14 protein-coding genes and 1 pseudogene are annotated in these 17,472 nt (G+C 42.2%); 7 read left to right on the top strand and 8 right to left on the bottom strand.

Annotated elements, in window-relative coordinates; all coding sequences use genetic code 11:
- The first annotated feature begins 70 nt into the window (after window positions 1-70).
- From HHK01_RS01920 to HHK01_RS01910, 3 genes are all read left to right on the top strand, one after another.
- Window positions 71-1,072: a tripartite tricarboxylate transporter substrate binding protein gene (locus tag HHK01_RS01920; protein WP_170006182.1), complete on the top strand. Its 1,002-nt coding sequence runs from the start codon at window positions 71-73 to the stop codon at window positions 1,070-1,072.
- A gap of 62 nt (window positions 1,073-1,134) precedes the next feature.
- Entirely contained in the window at window positions 1,135-1,590 is a 456-nt protein-coding gene (locus tag HHK01_RS01915; protein ID WP_170006181.1) for a tripartite tricarboxylate transporter TctB family protein, read from the top strand.
- A gap of 13 nt (window positions 1,591-1,603) precedes the next feature.
- Window positions 1,604-3,112 (top strand): tripartite tricarboxylate transporter permease, encoded by a 1,509-nt coding sequence (locus HHK01_RS01910; RefSeq protein WP_170006180.1) that lies wholly within the window; start codon window positions 1,604-1,606, stop codon window positions 3,110-3,112.
- Between the two features lie 387 nt (window positions 3,113-3,499).
- Here HHK01_RS01910 and HHK01_RS01905 read toward each other — a convergent pair.
- Window positions 3,500-3,703, bottom strand: a pseudogene (locus HHK01_RS01905) (hypothetical protein); the annotation flags it as partial.
- A gap of 127 nt (window positions 3,704-3,830) precedes the next feature.
- Between HHK01_RS01905 and HHK01_RS01900 the strand changes: the two are divergent.
- Window positions 3,831-4,304 (top strand): hypothetical protein, encoded by a 474-nt coding sequence (locus tag HHK01_RS01900; protein ID WP_170006178.1) that lies wholly within the window; start codon window positions 3,831-3,833, stop codon window positions 4,302-4,304.
- Between the two features lie 183 nt (window positions 4,305-4,487).
- On the opposite strand, the gene HHK01_RS01895 is transcribed toward HHK01_RS01900, so the two are convergent.
- From HHK01_RS01895 to HHK01_RS01885, 3 genes are all read right to left on the bottom strand, one after another.
- Window positions 4,488-4,715 carry an anti-repressor SinI family protein gene (locus tag HHK01_RS01895; RefSeq protein WP_170006177.1) on the bottom strand — a complete coding sequence of 76 codons (228 nt, stop codon included), beginning with the start codon at window positions 4,713-4,715 and terminating at the stop codon, window positions 4,488-4,490.
- Window positions 4,716-4,842: 127 nt separating this feature from the next.
- On the bottom strand, window positions 4,843-5,544 hold the full coding sequence (locus tag HHK01_RS01890; protein ID WP_170006176.1) for a response regulator transcription factor: 702 nt from the start codon (window positions 5,542-5,544) through the stop codon (window positions 4,843-4,845).
- On the bottom strand, window positions 5,534-8,878 hold the full coding sequence (locus HHK01_RS01885) for an ATP-binding protein (protein WP_228027619.1): 3,345 nt from the start codon (window positions 8,876-8,878) through the stop codon (window positions 5,534-5,536). Before HHK01_RS01885 ends, HHK01_RS01890 begins: the two co-directional genes overlap by 11 nt.
- 344 nt (window positions 8,879-9,222) lie before the next feature.
- On the opposite strand from HHK01_RS01885, the gene HHK01_RS15720 reads away from it, so the two are divergent.
- From HHK01_RS15720 to HHK01_RS01875, 3 genes are all read left to right on the top strand, one after another.
- A complete protein-coding gene (locus HHK01_RS15720; protein ID WP_265575548.1) occupies window positions 9,223-9,357 on the top strand; it encodes a hypothetical protein in 135 nt (44 codons plus the stop codon).
- Between the two features lie 148 nt (window positions 9,358-9,505).
- Window positions 9,506-10,081, top strand: coding sequence for a Uma2 family endonuclease (locus tag HHK01_RS01880; protein ID WP_170006174.1), 576 nt, complete (start codon window positions 9,506-9,508; stop codon window positions 10,079-10,081).
- A 155-nt stretch (window positions 10,082-10,236) separates the two neighbouring features.
- Entirely contained in the window at window positions 10,237-11,952 is a 1,716-nt protein-coding gene (locus HHK01_RS01875; RefSeq protein ID WP_170006173.1) for an ABC transporter ATP-binding protein, read from the top strand.
- Window positions 11,953-12,250: 298 nt separating this feature from the next.
- Here the strand turns inward: HHK01_RS01875 and HHK01_RS01870 are convergent, their stop codons facing one another.
- From HHK01_RS01870 to HHK01_RS01855, 4 genes are all read right to left on the bottom strand, one after another.
- A complete protein-coding gene (locus HHK01_RS01870) occupies window positions 12,251-13,513 on the bottom strand; it encodes a metal-dependent hydrolase family protein (protein WP_170006172.1) in 1,263 nt (420 codons plus the stop codon).
- 306 nt (window positions 13,514-13,819) lie between these two features.
- The gene (gene trhO, locus HHK01_RS01865) at window positions 13,820-14,791 is read right to left on the bottom strand and encodes an oxygen-dependent tRNA uridine(34) hydroxylase TrhO (protein ID WP_170006171.1); all 972 of its coding nucleotides are present in this window, start codon (window positions 14,789-14,791) and stop codon (window positions 13,820-13,822) included.
- A 258-nt stretch (window positions 14,792-15,049) separates the two neighbouring features.
- Window positions 15,050-15,955, bottom strand: coding sequence for a phosphotransferase (locus HHK01_RS01860; protein WP_170006170.1), 906 nt, complete (start codon window positions 15,953-15,955; stop codon window positions 15,050-15,052).
- 137 nt (window positions 15,956-16,092) lie between these two features.
- Window positions 16,093-17,292: a D-alanyl-D-alanine carboxypeptidase family protein gene (locus HHK01_RS01855; RefSeq protein ID WP_170006169.1), complete on the bottom strand. Its 1,200-nt coding sequence runs from the start codon at window positions 17,290-17,292 to the stop codon at window positions 16,093-16,095.
- Between the last annotated feature and the right edge of the window lie 180 nt (window positions 17,293-17,472).

The following is a 17,472-nucleotide window of genomic DNA, read 5'->3' as shown; positions in this document are numbered from 1 at the left end:
GTTATATTGAAAACGGTTACATTTGACAGAATTTTTCTTAACATGAAACAAGAAAGGGAGGTCATGATACATGAAGAAATGGTTAGTCCTATTTTTACTACTGGTACTTACATTGGCCGGTTGCTCATCAACCAATTCATCTACATCTACAGGGGAAGATGGAGAATGGGCACCACCCAAGCAGGTTGAAATTGTTGCGCCAGCGGGTGCTGGTGGCGGTTGGGATACAACAGCCAGGATGGTAGCAAAAGTGTTGGATGAAGAAGAAATATTGGAACAAAATGTTGGTGTCATCAATAAACCAGGTGGCGGTGGAGCTGTTGGTTGGGCGTACGTTCAAAGCGTGAACAATCCTTCTAATATATTCGTCTCTTCTCCACCACTCATTTTCGTTCCATTAAGTGGACAGTCAGAATACGAAACTGAAGACTTCACACCACTTGCTAACTTGATCGCGGATTACGCCGCTTTTGCAGTGAGAGAGGATGCACCATGGGATAACCTTAATGAATTATTCGATGCTATGAAAGAGGATCCATCTAGTGTGACTGTCGTCGGAACCTCTTCACCAGGAAGTATGGATCATGTTCAATTTATTCAAATTGCAAAAGCTGCTGGGGTCGATATTAAAAATATAAAATATGTTTCTGCACCGGATGGAGGCGGACTCACACAGCTTCTAAATGGTAGTGTGCAAGTGTACTCTACAGGTGTTGCGGAAACTGTTGAACAAGTAAAAGCCGGAAAAATTAAAGTGTTAGGTATTACTGCTCCCGAGCGTTTGGAAGGAGAAGTATTGTCAGAATTCCCTACTGCCATTGAGCAGGGGATTGATGCCACATTTGTAAACTGGCGGGGCTTCTTTGGACCTAAGGAAATGACGGAAGACCAAATCAAATTTTACGAAGAAAAACTAAAAGAAGTTAGTGAATCAGAAGCGTTTGCAAATATTCGTGCCCAATATGGTTGGGACGAAATGTACATGGGCAGCGAAGATTATAAGGCCTTCATCGAGGAACAAAAAGGTGATATCAGCTCCATCCTAGATGAGCTTGGATTACTACAGAACTAAAGATAAGGGGCTGACCAAATGAAAAGTAAAGTCAGCCCCACTTCTTTGAAAGGATGAGACGTATGACATGGACGAAAAATCGTGTAGCCAGTCTTTTTCTCTTGATCTTGGCTATTGTTTATCTTCTTTTAAGCTACCAGTTGCCAGTATATCCCTATGTTCCTGTTGACTCCGATTTTGTACCCAAGACGTTGGGATATATATTAATCGCACTTTCAATTGCACTGTTTTTTGTAAAGGAAAAACAAACATCTGATAAAGAGGAAGAAAAAATCCCATTACAAGATATACGTGTTCTTTTAGCTGTTGGGGGTATGCTTCTTCTTTATATTTTTTTTCTTGAAATACTTGGATTTATTGTGGTAACGGCTCTGTTTATTTATTTTTGCTCATGGTATTTAGGGTACAAAAAACATAAAGTAAATGCACTCGTTTCACTCATCTTCCCTTGTGTCATGTACTACATGTTTAATTACCTACTTCTCATACGATTACCACAGGGAATTTTGCCTTTTTAAGGAGTGAAAAAATATGGATGCTTTTAGCGGATTATTACAAGGTTTTCAGGTTGCCTTAAGCTGGGAAGGGATCCTATTTGTACTGATAGGGGTTGTGGCTGGAACATTTATCGGTATGATGCCAGGGTTGGGACCTATTAGTGCGATTGCCGTGATGATTCCGATCACATATGGTATGAATCCAACACTAGCGCTTGTCATGATGGCCGGAGTGTATTATGGGGCCATTTTTGGAGGCTCGACTTCTTCTATTCTATTAAACGCACCCGGTGTCTCGGGTACAGTGGCCACTGCATTTGATGGTTACCCAATGGCTCAACAAGGGAAAGCTGGAAAGGCATTAGCAATCGCGGCGATTTCCTCCTTTACAGGCGGTACCGTTAGTGTCATTTTATTAATGCTTTTCGCTCCAGCACTGTCGGCTGTTGCCGTTGCATTTGGTCCCACAGAATATTTTGCTTTAATGCTACTCGGTCTCACAGCCATCTCAAGTTTAGCAGATGGTTCCACGATTAAAGCTTTATTGTCAGCGGTCGTTGGCTTTATGGTCGTCACGATTGGCATCGACGGTCAAACTGGAACACCGCGCTTTACCTTTGGCAGTCCTCAATTATTAGATGGTTTGGACTTTCTAGTCATCGCGTTAGGGTTGTTTGCGTTGGCCGAGGTTTGCTTTTTGATTTTGAATCGGAAAGACCGCAGCTTAGAGAATCAGGCTAACATTGGAAGCTTAAAGCTTACAAAAGAAGACTTCAAGGAAATGAAAGGGCCTATGAGCAGACAATCGTTTCTAGGCTTTATTTTGGGCGTTTTACCAGGAGCCGGTGCAACAATTGCCTCTTTTATTGGGTATATTACAGAGAAAAAAATCGCAAAAAACCCAGAAGAATTCGGAAAAGGATCAGTCAAAGGGATTGCTGCTCCAGAGACAGCTAATAATGCTGCCACAAGTGGTGCCTTTGTACCGTTATTAAGCTTAGGAATTCCGGGATCAGGTACAACAGCCGTCATTCTAGGAGCATTTTTAGTACTTGGGATTCAGCCAGGACCTCTATTGATGACAGATCAGCCAGAGATTTTCTGGGGGATTATCGCCAGTATGTATATCGGGAACGTGTTTTTATTAATTTTGAATTTGCCACTCGTTCCGTATATTGCGAAGGTATTACTGATTCCAAGACCAATGCTCATTTCGCTGGTGATTATGTTTAGTATTATTGGGGTGTACACGATTAGCTTTAACACATTTGACCTTTATGTATTGTTAGTATTCGGCGTAATCGGATTCATGATGAGACTCTTCTCTTTTCCAGCGCCGCCATTCATTCTTGCCTTTATTTTAGGTGGCATGATGGAGCAGTCACTACGACAATCTCTTACTATTTCAAACGGTAGCTGGAGAATCTTTTTCGAGAGCCCAATTTCCATCTCGTTGTTTATTGTCGCTCTTTTATCCTTTGCTATTCCGTTATTTAAGCAAAAAAAGAAGCTAGCTGCGCAAGATCAAGATGTTGATACGTAAACTATAGACTGTAACGAAAGCGCAAACCCGGAACTGGTACGCCCCGAATTATGTCGAAACGCCATTCTTTCGACACAAACTGACAAATGTCGGGTGGTGCCAGTTCCCGAAAAGGGTACCAGTTCCTGAAAAGGGTTAGGGAGGGATCAGTGTGCAGGAATGGTTAGGAAATTGCCGTGTGTGTGGGTGCGATCTTTATTGTGAAAATGGTTTCTTCTCGGGAGTCCATGAAGCAAGTGGGCAGCTTACCTGCTTTGAATGCGCGGAGAACGAGAACTCAGTATAGGTGCTTTTTATGACTAAAGGGGGAAGAAGGGTTGCACGAACTACTCCAACAATTAAAACAGTACGTTCCATTTTTAGAAGAATCTCTATCAATCACTCCTGTTACAGCAGGCTATTCCAGATCTGTGGACTCTTGTAAGAAAGTCCTTCTTCCTCTGGATTAACGCTCATATCCCGGTTTTCAACAAATTTGCCTTCCGAATTCGCAATAAGTACATTTTGCTCCTCATCTTGATAGCGAACATTCACTTGAGAAATGCTAGCATGATAGTTTCTAGCAAGCTTGTATGCCTTTTTCATAACTCCTACTTTTTGTGCCTTCTAGTTATGTCGAATAGCTCTCGACATAAACCGACAAATACTGGGTGGTACCTGTTCCCTATATAATGGTATACTGGACAAATAGTAAAATCCACATATTACCGGAGGAATTATGCTTACTTTTGAACAGAAGCTTGCCATTATTGAATCTTTTCCTGAGTTACAGCGCAGGGATGTGTCGCTTGGGCGCGTGAATTTTCACTTTGAGGAAAGCGCTACAGATAAGAAGAATGTAGTGTACCACTTGCATCCAAACGGAAATGGATTTGTGTATGCGGAATATATAGAGGGCTACCCTTTAGATCATAAGGGTATGGTGAATATTCGAGAGTTTTCCGAGGATGAGCTTCGTAATGTTGTTCAACAATCAATAGCTTCTCTTTCAGTCACAAACGACGACAGTCTTTCCGATACCGAAGAACCGATTGAAGAAACCTGGGTGAACAAAGAGAATCACGCCCTTGTGCTTCTCCACGAAGACGATATGTGGAACGTGTATGCAGGTTTGAACTTGGACGGCACCTTCCCATCTTACAATGAGGCGAAGCAATACTTACTAGAAGAAGGTTTCAGGTGGCAGAAATAGTCGAGTACTAGAACAAAAACCCCTTTAGCGAGAAAAGCGTTCTCTACTAAAGGGGTGTCTTTTTATGTGACTACAATTTTCACTTTATCTATTATAAATGTGAATATAATTATGGCAATGTTACGATAACGATCTTTGTAGGCACGCTCCCACTTTGGCACATGCCGAAGTTACTGCGAACGTTCAACCTTTATTCAAAAGAACGACACGATCTCGTGACGTACCGATACACGCACGCAAACCCCTCCGGTACAGATGGAAATGCCCCTTAAGGTGATAATATTTTATTCTTTTCGGTTGCTGACCAATAAACTTCCGGATCTCTTCTACAGTAATTCCCATATCTCTAGCCCTCATCATCAACTGAACCCACTCTTCGTCAACTTCCTGAATATGCTTACCGAATTCCATCTTATCCCCCCGAGCTATATTCCCTATAATTCGGCCTTTCCACTGTCTCTCACTCGCACTATTTATAGACTAAATAAGTTAGGTTAAAATTAGCTTAAAAAAAGGGGGAATTTGTTCGACAATAATTTTAAAAACTAGGATTAAATTTATAACCAAAGCCTCTTACAGTGAGAATATACTCAGGTTTTGCTGGATTTTGTTCGATTTTCTTGCGCAAGTTACTAATATGAACCATGACTGTTTTTAAGTCACCAAAACGATCCTCCCCCCAAATTTGGTTATAAAGTTGTTCGATGCTAAACACTTGATTCGGTCTTTTCGCCAAATGAAGCAGTAGCTGCATCTCTTTTGCATACAAATTCACTGATTCACCGTGAACACACACAGTATAACTAGTGAAGTCAATCTCAAGAGAACCAAAAGTACGTATATCGTTTTGTTCAGTTTTTATAGCCGGCTTCCTACTAACGCGTCGTAAAATTGCCTTTACCCTCGCCAGAACTTCTCCCGGGTCAAAAGGCTTTGTAATGTAATCGTCGCCTCCAAGCTCTAAACCGTGAATTTTATCTTCGGATTCTCTTTTGCAGCTTAAAAACAAGATCGGAACCTTCTCGTTCGTCTCACGAATTTTTCTGCACACTTCTAGTCCATTCATTTCAGGAAGAAGAATGTCTAAAAGTATGGCATCTGGTACTTGTTGTTGTACCCGTGTCAATGCTTCTTTTCCGTTCTTCGCTGTCACGACTTGAAAGTCTCTTTCTAAATACAAAGCAAGTAAGTTTTGAATCTCTATTTCGTCCTCAACGATTAATACTGTTTCATTCCCCAACCTCTTTCACTCCCTTCTTACTTGTTCTTAGTCGGTCATTTTTCAACGGAAGGGTAAAGTAAAATGAACTCCCCTCATCTACTACACTTTCTGCCCAGATCGAGCCTTTATGGTATTCAACAATTTCTTTCGAGATGGCGAGCCCGAGGCCTGTATTTTTCACTTGATCGCCTCGTGTTTGTCCTCCACGATAGAAGCGGTCAAATATAAAAGGAAGTTCGTCTGGTTCGATACCTTCCCCGTTATCGCGTACTCTAACTAATATAAATCGATTTTGCTTGGAATGCTGTGTACTTGTCGTCGCTGCCACTTCCTCATAAGCAGCTTCATCAGTTTGTTCAGGCAAAGAGTGAATTCCCTTCAATTCGATGGAAATCTCGCCATCCTCATGTGTGTATCTGATCGCATTCGCAATCAAATTTGTTAACACTTGCTGAATTCTGTCTATATCCACTTTGACGGTATCCATCAACTCATACTCATGGGAAAATGAACTTTTCAAAGAGAAGTTCAAACCATGACCCGTTACATCCAGCTCAAATTTATGTAAAAGTTGCATCATCAATTGCCGGATGGTGAGCTCGCTCCAATGAAAGCTGACTTGTCTGGCCTCTAGTTTCGAGAGATCGTATAAATCTTGAATGAGCCGATCGATAAACATAATCTTTCCGTAAACTAAATCCAAATAACGTCGATCATCAGGTTGAATCAATCCATCCATCATCGCTTTCACGTAGCCTTGGATGGACGTCATCGGTGTTCCTAGTTCATGCGATATGTTCGAAAGTAAATTTCGCCTTGATGCTTCCAATTTCAACACCGTTTCTGTTTTTCTCTCCAGTGCCTCTGTTCGATCCTTTACCCTTGTTTCAAGATCTTGGTTCAATTTGGTGAGTTCTTCATTTACGAGGCGCAATTCTTCTTTTTGTTCTACAACACAATTCATGGCCTCTTTTAAAGTGAGCAACGTCTTTACTCTCGTGATTAATTCCTCTTTATGACAGGGCTTTGAAAGATAGTCGTTTGCTCCCGCCTGAAATGCCATCACAACGTCTTCGATTTGCATACGGGCTGTTACGATCAGAATTGGCAGCTCTGTTAATGAATAGTGTTCACGTAATAGTTTGCTTACCTCGTATCCTGTTTTCTTTGGCATCATGACATCGAGTATAACGAGATCAAATGGCTCTTTAGTATCAACGAGCGCCAACACCTCTTCACCGTCGCGGGCAGTCGTCACTTCATACCCATCCAGTGTTAATTGGTTCAGTAAAACTTGTCTATTGACAGGCTCATCATCAGCGATTAAAATTCTTCCTTTTGTTTGTTCGAGTGATGTTAGTTGTGTTATCGAACTGGAAAAATCCTTCTCCCCTTCTTTGTAAATTGTAGGTACTGATTTTACCTGTTGTAGCTCACCTTGATATCGAGGCAGAGAAAAGGTTACAGATGTCCCTTTTCCGATCTTGGATTGGACAGTGATCGTCCCCCCATGCAGTTCGATGAGTCGCTTTGTAATACTCATACCTAACCCAGTTCCGCCGTACTGCCTAGCTCCAGTATTCGATCCTTGTTCAAAGTCGTTAAAAATTACTTTGATATCATCATCAGACATACCGATCCCTGAGTCTGTTACTGTAAACTGGACGTCGTCAACACCCACCACGGAAGATAGCTTAATGAATCCTCCATCAGTGAATTTCATTGCGTTTCCTACAATGTTGTACAAAACCTGTTGAATCCTGTTTTCATCTGCAGCCACTACTGGAAGGTCAGAAGGGATGTTGTTGATGAGTTGAATCGGTTTTTGACGCGTGAGTGATTTGACAGTAAACATGACCACATCCGCTATCTCTTTCATATGAACCGGCTTCACGATCAAATCAATTTCCTTGTGTTTTAACTTTGAGAAATCTAATAAATCGTTTACTAAGTGTGCCAGTCGCCTCCCACTAGTGATGATCATAGATACATTTCTTTTCATCGAATCATTTGCTTCCCCTGCAACCCCGTTATATATTGATTCAGCGATCCCAATTATTCCATGCAAAGGTGTGCGGAGTTCGTGCGAAGTATTGGCAAGAAACTCATCCTTCAATTGGTTCGTTTTCTGTAAATGCTGTACAGCTATCTCCTGGCTCTCTTTAGCTTTTCTCTCCGCTTCCTCTTTCTCTAGACGCATGAGCTTAATTTTGTCACCCAGTGCAAGTGAAAACAGAATGAGTTCGAAAGATGAACCTATTTGGGAGGCGTATTTTGTAAAAAACGTAACAGGAAACATACCCGCATCCGCCAAAGACGACAGTAATACGCCCACCAAAAAGATCACCCATCCGAAGAAAAAGTATCTGGCCGGTTTGTATCCCTGCTTCCAACATGAAAGGGCAGCAAATATGACTGTAAACACCAAAATAACTGTCGAGATCATAACGAGATTTAATGCCGTTTCGTAACTGAACGCTAGAACCATAACTTGGATAAGTTGAATGGCAATGAACCACGAAAACAGTCGGTCTAGTCGCGGAGTATAGGACTTTGTGTGTAGAAAGCTCTTTGTAAATAAAAACGCCGCAGCATTTGCGATCGCCATAAAAAAGACAATCGCCCGGTTGTTCCACCACGGACTATTCGGCCACATATACTGGTACGCGAGCCCATTCAACGTAAAATGGACAAAAACAAGCATCAAAATAAAGAGCGTGTACCATACATAGCTGCGCAAACGAAGTGAGAAAAATAAAAACAAGTTGTACAAAATCATGACAGCAGCAATTCCGTAATAGAGTCCTAGAAGCAAATATTCATTCTGGCTTTTTTGGGAGAAGGCTTCCGGTGACCACAAGGTGAGGGGTAGCTGCATGGATCCTTCACTCTCAAACTTCATATAAAAGGTCTGGCTCTGCCCCTTCTCAAGGGATAATTCGTAAATGAAATTTCTATGATCCCTATCTCTTTCGGTAAAAGGAAAGAGATCACCCATTTTTCTACCCATAAAATCCCCTGTATCATCCGGGGTATATAAAGTGATGTAGTCGTGGGGCGGATAGGGAATTTCAAGAAGCCATGATTCGAGTGAAGATGCATTTTCTAGATGAAAGCGCACCCAATAATCCGCAGAAGTGTAGCCAAAGTTCGGGATGCCACCCGTACTCTGTGTAAATTGTTCATCGTACTGACCTTCTGCAACATCCTCAATGGTGAACTGGTTCTTTTGATCTACTAAAATGTCTATGTAGGGATTTAGGTCGTATTCTTCCTGCCCCTCGTTTAGTTGAAGAGAAGATAAAGCGTGACTCTCATCAAAGAAGATGAAAAAGCAGAATAGAACAAACATCAAAGTAGAAACATAGCGAGTTCTCAAAACTGCTTCATCCCTCTCAACTCTCCCTCTTTTAGCAAAAGCGAGACTAGAAATTAAGTTGATACACACTGCCTATATGTCCTTTTTCCTATTTTACTACAAAAACACAATTGCCACAATTTTGCGTATACATTTCCGCACCGAAACTGGTACACCTCAATTTTTGACGAATTGTATTCAATTATTTTGCGCATCTTGTAGACCCTTTCGACATAAACCGACATCTATCTGGTGGTAGTAGCTCCCGTACTTGTACATGAAACCTATTCGTTAGTCTCATACTACCGAGTGATTAGAATTGAAAGGAGTTGAGGGACATGGGTCGTCAAAAGATGGGAAATAGAAACGCGCAGATGAACAATAATGCGAAAAGAAATGAAGAACTTCATCAAGAAGCACAAGCAAAAAAGCAAGAGCAGAAACATCATAATGCACCAAAAAACATTCGATAAATCCGAAAAGGGAGCGCCTGCTAAATTCGTAGGCGCTCCTTTTCTTGCTATTCAATTGAAGTTCATAACAACCATTTCCATCTGTTATACTTATCCTATACAACAAGTCGGACGCCTCACTGCTAATCAAGAGTTAGGGAGGGAAAACATGAGCTACAAAAAAGAGAAGCCAACAATCATCAAAGAATCAGGTTGGACCATAGAAGACTATTACAAATTACCAGAGGACGGAAACCATTACGAAATTGTTTCTGGACATTTAGAACTGCGCCCATCACCTACAACGACACACCAACGAATCAGTCACCGAATCGAACGCATTTTAACAGATTCGTGTGAAAGTGAATACATCATCCTGGATGCTCCAGTTGACGTAATTTTGTCAGAAACAGATACACGACAACCAGATATTTTGATGATCCATCGAAGTAGAGAAGAAATTATCGAAGAGCATGCGGTAGTCGGTCCGCCAGACTTAGTCGTTGAAATTCTCTCACCCAGCACCGCAAAGAGGGACCGCACGATGAAGCGTGACAGCTATGCTCAATTTGGTGTGATGGAGTATTGGATTGTTGATCACCTCAACCAAACGATTGAGCAGTATGTACTAACCGAAACTGGAAAACCTTATGAACTAGCGAACGTCTTTGATCGTGATGACATAGTAACATCGCAGCACCTTACTTGTGTTTCATTTGCAGTAAAAAATGGACTGACACTATAATATGGTATCAAAAGAAGGGACGGACTTCCCCTGTTTATTCTGCAGGTTCGGCCCCTTTTTATGTCATCACTGATTTTAGCCTCCTTGCGTATTCACCGTGTTACACATATAATCCTATTATTGTAATCTACATTTCCACCTAAGGAGAAAAGCTCATGATTCGGCGTTTTTTTACTTATTATAGGCCTCATAGAAAGCTATTTATCCTTGATTTTAGCTGTGCAGTTATCGTGGCGTTGCTAGAACTCGGGTTTCCCCTTGCTGTTCAGTGGTTCATCGATTCCTTATTACCAAGTGGAAACTGGTCGACCATCGTCTCGGTGAGTGCTGGGCTATTAACCCTTTACATTATGAGTACGTTTCTACAATACATCGTGAACTTTTGGGGGCACAAGCTCGGGATTAATATTGAAACTGATATGCGCCAAGAACTCTTCCAGCACGTGCAGCGACAGTCATTTCGCTTTTTTGATAACACGAAGACCGGGCACATTATGAGCAGAATTACAAATGACCTTTTCGATATTGGGGAGCTCTCGCATCACGGCCCTGAGGATTTGTTCATTGCTGTCATGACATTTTTCGGAGCGTTTGCCATCATGATGACGATTAATGTGCAGTTAGCGCTAGTGGCGATCTTCGCTGTCCCTTTTTTGATTTGGCTCATCGTTTATTGTAATTTGCGCATGAATAAGGCGTGGGCGGCGATGTTTCGTGAGATTGCCGAGGTCAATGGACGTGTAGAAGATAGCGTCTCTGGTGTACGCGTTGTTCAGTCATTTACAAATGAAGACTTTGAGAATGAGAGATTCACAGAAAATAATCAACGCTTTCGCAAGGCAAAGCTACGATCGTATCGTGTGATGTCTTTTAGTACGTCAGGGATGTATATGATGACACGTCTTATTGTGCTCGTCGTACTTGTGTTAGGTGCGTGGTTCAGTTTTCAAGGGGAATTAACGTACGGGGAACTGGTAGGTTTTGTACTCTACATTAACGTTTTGTTCAAGCCAATTGACAAAATTGGCGCACTGATGGAACTGTACCCGAAAGGCATGGCGGGGTTCAAACGATTTACCGAGTTGTTGGATACGGCACCCGACGTTGTGGATCGCGACGATGCTGTAGATGTCCCGTCTCTACGTGGTGATATTGATTTTAACCGTGTGACTTTTAGCTACGAAGAACATAAAAAAGTGTTAAATGAAGTTGACTTAACAGTTCGAGCAGGAGAGACGGTGGCTTTTGTTGGACCATCTGGTGCGGGAAAATCGACCATTTGCTCTTTGATTCCACGGTTTTATGATGTGGATGATGGCTTGATAACGATTGATGGTATAGACATTCGGGAAATGACGAAGCAATCGCTACGGTCACAAATTGGCATCGTGCAGCAGGACGTCTTTTTGTTCACAGGAACATTGCGGGATAATATCGCATATGGCATGCTCGATGCAACCGACGAGGAGATACGTAAAGCTACCAGACGCGCACACTTAGAAACCTTTATTGAATCTCTTCCACTCGGATATGAAACGCAAATTGGTGAAAGAGGCCTGAAGCTGTCAGGTGGACAAAAACAATGTATCGCCATTGCCCGTATGTTCCTAAAGAATCCACCAATCCTGATTCTAGACGAGGCAACCTCTGCTCTTGATACAGAAACAGAGTTGATCATTCAGAAAGCACTAGAAGAACTAGCGAAAAACCGCACTACCCTTATCATTGCTCATAGACTTGCAACAATTCGTAACGCCGATCGGATCATCGTCGTCACCGAAGACGGCATTGCCGAACAAGGACACCATGATGAGCTGATTGAACAAGGTGGCATCTTTGCAAACCTTCATCGCGCGCAATACCAAAGATAATGAAAAAAGAGCTACCAGCTATCCATAGCTGGTAGCTCTTTTTCCGGAACTGGTACGCCCCGAATTATGTCGAATAACATACATTCATTTACTTGAACTTCACTGTAAGGTTTCGACATCAACCGACAAAAAGCGGGTGGTGCCAGTTCCCTGAACAGTTAACGAAAATCCCCTTCAGAAGATTGGTCTTCCAAAGGGGATTTTCTATACAATACATGCACACGCCAGCCAACACCTAAACTCATTCGCTGTCTGCTGTTACCAGAGCAGTAATAAGTTTAATGAAAGAATGGGGTTTTTATCGCGCCACAGCAACCCTTTGCAAATCATTCTTTACAAACTCCCCATCCTTCATAACCGCCACAATATTTTCAGTGTTTTCGAGTGAACGAATATCTGACAATGGATCTGTTGAGGTAATTACAATATCTGCAAATTTCCCAGTTTCCACTGTACCGACTTGATCTTCCCATCCCATGCATTCTGCTGCCGTTTTTGTTGTAGCGACGAGTGATTCCATCGGTGACATGCCGATATCGCACATGAGTCCGAGTTCGCGAAGGTTTGTACCGTGGGCCATGACGCCAGCATCAGTTCCCATTGCAATCTTCACTCCAGCTTCATACGCTCTTGCAATGCTTTCCTTATGGTACTTAATGACTTCACGACACTTCTGCACGCCATACTCTGGCATCGAACCATCTCTTTCAGCCTGCTCGAGCACAGCTACAGGCGCTAACAAAGTCGGGACAAGATACGTACCATGTTTAATCATGAGTTGGATTACTTCGTCGTCGAGGAAGATTCCGTGTTCAATAGAATGAATTCCCGCTCGAATAGCGTTTTTGATTCCCTCTGCACCTTGGGCATGCGCCATCACCTTGAGCCCCCGACGATACTGGGCTTCCTGTACGATGACCTCAAGCTCTTCCTGATTGAACTGGGTGAATTCAGGATGATCCGTCGGGCTTAGTACGCCTCCGGTGGCATGCACTTTAATAATATCTGCCCCCGCCCGGAGCACCTCGCGCACTTTTTGCCTCACTTGCTCTACACCGTCACAAATTCCATCCGGATTCCCCGGGTATCCATGAAGATTCATGTCAACACCAGAACGCATCCATGAATCACCGTGTCCACCTGTCGTCGTCAGCGCCGTAATACTAATTTGCATACGTGGTCCTTGCACCATTTTGTTCTCTACAGCCTGCCTCACCCCAGCATCGGCACCGCCAGCATCGCGAACCGTCGTCACTCCAGCATTTAGCGTCCGTTCCATATACTGCATTGCTTGATAAAATTTCAAAGAAAAAGGAGTCATTAACCTCTCTTCAAGCTTTCCGATTTCAAACATGAGATGGACATGCGTGTCGATTAGGCCTGGAAGAATAAAGCCGCCTTGAGCATCTACGACTGTCACATTCTCATCTGGAACTTGCATCTCTCCTACCTTACCAACCGTCTCTATGCGATTTCCGTTTACAAGTACTGCGGCATCCACAATCGGTTGTCCGCCATTCCCATCAATCAACGTTCCATTTTTAATCAGCTTGTAGGTCATAATTCCAACTCTCCCTCTTCCATATGTAGTAAGAGCCTCTAAACTTTTCGTGGTAGATAGATGAAATTATTATGTAGGAGTCAGGCTCCTCTACTGTTTAGTCTAACACAAATAACAAGTAATCTCTCTGTATTTTCAGAATAGGTAAAACACGGAACTGGTACGCCCCGAAATGTGTCGAAAAAAACGTTATCTATAAACAGATTTTTCGACAAAAAGCGGGTGGTACCAGTTCCCGAAATAAGGAGCACCAAAAAAGAGCCCTGTAATCAGAGCTCTTTCATAGTGTCCGTGACAGGGCACTGTTTATTTGTTTGTCGCCATCTCTTCAGCTTCAAGTGCTGCAATTCTCTCTTGAACTTCTTCTTCGGTCAGTTCATGTTCTTTTATATAGAGACTTCTCGGGTGCACTCGGCACTCTGGAGTACAGCCACGCAAGTATTTATGTTCGTTTTCCTCTGAGGCTAGGATTTGTCTGTTGCACTCAGGGTTTGCACAATTAACGTAGCGTTCACATGGCTCGCCTGTAAAGTAGTCTTTTCCTACGATAACATGTTCTTTTCGGTTAATCGGCACACTGATCCGCTCATCAAAAACGTAGCATTGACCGTCCCATAGTTCACCTTGTACTTCAGGGTCTTTTCCGTACGTAACGATTCCACCGTGAAGTTGACCGACGTCTTCAAAGCCTTCTTTCACTAGCCAGCCTGAAAATTTCTCACAGCGAATGCCACCAGTACAATAGGTTAAAATTTTCTTGCCCTCAAGCTTGTCTTTGTTTTCGCGAACCCAATCAGGCAACTCTCTGAACGTCTCAATATCAGGCTTAATCGCACCTCTAAAATGACCTAATTCGTATTCGTAGTCATTCCGAGCATCAATAATCACCGTATCATCCTGTTTCATGAGCTCAAAGAACTCTTTTGGTTCTAGGTGTTTACCCGTTGTTACTTTAGGATCAATATCATCCTCCAGACGCAAAGTAACAAGCTCTGGTCTTGGACGCACATGCATCTTCTTAAACGCATGACCCTCTTCTTCATCTATTTTGAATACGATATCGGCAAAACGAGGATCTTTTCTCATTTCATCCATATAGATCTCTGTTTGTTCTACTGGGCCAGAAACCGTGCCGTTTATGCCTTCCGACGCCACTAGAATTCGTCCTTTTAATCCTAGCTCATTACACATTTTAAGATGCTCTTTGGCAAACTCCTCGGGATTTTCGATCGAAACGTAGTGATAATACAATAAGACTCTGTACGGTTTGTTTTCCATTCCTATGCTACCACCTATCTAATTCATATTTGCAAGATATAAACGCTTTAGGTTGGTTTATTTACATCTTACTTTACATGTTGTAAGTACCTCAGTACCAATGCAACATTATATCACGGTTACAACCGCTTTGAAACTTTGTCTTTATTGTCAGTTTTCGGAATTAGTTCCCTCTACATTTTTCGGGAACTGGCACGCCCTAAAATTTATCAAAAATGTATAGGGTCGTTCGACAAATATCGGGTGGTACCCAGTTCCTTACATGAAAGCAACACGAATCGTTTCGGTTGCGGCTTTCATTTCAACTTCATTCTTTTGGTCAAAAGCGTGCAGTAGCAGGTATGTACTCGTATATATAGCTTTGAACCTAGCAAGGAGATGGGTTTTCTCGTCTACTGCCCCGTAGTCGTTGAAAAATTCTTTGCGACCGGGTGGTGTTAAGAGGCTGTAGACGACAGACAAGTCAATTGCTCGATTTCCAATGTGCGCATCTCCCCAATCAATAATTCCAGAGACAATCCCTTCGTCGTTCACAAGTAGATTGCGTATATGTAGATCCCCATGGACAAGTGTATCGCCTATTACGTCGCCTAGATTTTGCACGGAACGGATCAGGTTTATATAAGGTGTTCTATCGCTCCATAATCCTTGTGCAATTAATCTTTCCACATTCTCTTCCAAAGTTGGAATTCTCTTCGCCATACTCAGTCGCCCAAGCTCATCCTCAGGAACACCCAGCCTCCGAGCACGTTCCACTGGAAATTGGTGTAACTCCTTTAAAAACCGCGAAAGCAGAGGAGCCGATGCCTTCCGTTGAGATTCATTCAGCAAATGTGTGGTTCTCCCCCTCAAAAACGTATACCCCGCAAAAGGCCAAAGTGATGTGTCCGTCGCTTCACCACGAAACAACGGGTTGGGTATCGAAATGGGCAGGACCTCAACCAATTCAGGAAGAAGAGCTAGTTCCATTTCTAAAAGACTAACCGCTTTCTCCCTTCTAGGAAAACGAAAAACGTACTTGTCGTTAACTAGAAATACTTTGTTATCAAACCCTTCTCCCATTTCCTCTATCGAAACAGGTGTCAGCTCAGCAAACTGTTCCTCTATCATTCGTGTTGCATCTTCGACCGTAACATTCACTTCCGCATCCCAAAGATTCGCCATCCGGCTCTCTCCCCTCTTTTTAGGAAATGATAAAAATAGACTTCCCTGAGAGAAGTCTGTTACATACTATACACGATAATAAACGGATGCAAAGAGTTAAACTTGACATATTCCTGTGCAACACACCTAGAACGAACTCACCTTTTCAAAACTCTCGTGTAAACCATGCCAAAAACACCTAACACTATAATCAACATAAAAAAGTAAAAAGAGATATTGCTTGTAAATGGAATCTGCTCCTGATCTCTATCTGGGGAGGATGCTTTTGATGATGCTACCGCTGTATTTTGCTTAACTTCCTTTAGTTGAAAAGATGTATTTAGCGCTTCGTTCGATTGTACAACAGTGAGCGTGCCGTCGTTTGTCACTTCAAGTTTAACATCACCAGTTTTCATCTGTGTATAATTCAGATTTTTTGTTGCTAGAAATGGAACTCCGTCTTCACTTTCAAACTTCTTCCCCTTGACTATTTGGGTCGTTTTGAAATTCTCAAAGCCAAAATCTAATAGTTCTATTGTATCGTTGTACGCTTCTGTCTGTGTATTTCCCTTAAGTGTGACAGCGATTAAACTTAAGTTTCCTCGTTCAGCCGTTGTGACGAGTGTTTGTCCAGATTGGTCGACGTAGCCTGTCTTTCCGCCTGTTACTCCCTCGTAAGGAATCTCTCTCATTAATTTATGGTGATTATACAACGTTGTAGACCACGCTTCTCCTGTCCAATCCAACTCTTTTATGCTCATGATTTCTCTGAACGTTTCGTTTTTCATTGCATACTGCGTAATCCGAGCCATGTCTTCAGCGGTCGTTACATGGTTAGGATCAAATAACCCATGTGGATTTACAAAGTTTGTATCTTGGACGCCAATTTCGGTCTTTAAATACTCATTTATATTTTTCGAAAAGTTACGTACGCTTCCATCCAAATGCTCAGCAATTGCTATCCCAGCATCATTACCAGAATTTATGAGTAATCCTTGAAGTAGTTTTTTTAACGAAATCTGTTCCCCTTCCGCTAAATAAACCCTCGTACCCTCTACGTTTCTTGCCTTACTACTTACTGTGACAATATCATCTAAGTTACCTTTTTCAATGGCATAAATCGCCGTAGCAATCTTTGTTAAACTCGCTGGATACATTTGAGCAGTTGAGTTCTTGTCATAGAGTACTTGTCCTGTTTTTTGATCGAGCAAGATCGCTGCTTCACTTGACAAAGTAGGGGCACCGGAAGTTGGATCAGCGTACGCTATGAAAGTTAATTTTGAATTTATTAAGAGAATAGTCACTAAAACCATCGCAATTTTTTTCAAGTTAGCACCACCAAGATTTTTTACTGTCATATTACGGAATGTACCGCGACAAAAAAATATGAGTATTCATTCCATGTCGTCAAAGCTACTCACATTAATTTATAGTATATCACGACTTTCCAACTTTAAAGTCATTCAATTCCTTTGCAAATTCATTACAACCTCGTGACTATCATCGGATTTAGCAGCCTCCATTTTTGCAAATTACTC

Source organism: Bacillus fonticola (genome assembly GCF_012955605.1).
Taxonomy (GTDB): Bacteria; Bacillota; Bacilli; order Bacillales; family JC228; genus Bacillus_CG; species Bacillus_CG fonticola.
Note: the sequence above shows the minus strand (reverse complement) of the source record. Positions and strands in the feature narration are given on the sequence as shown.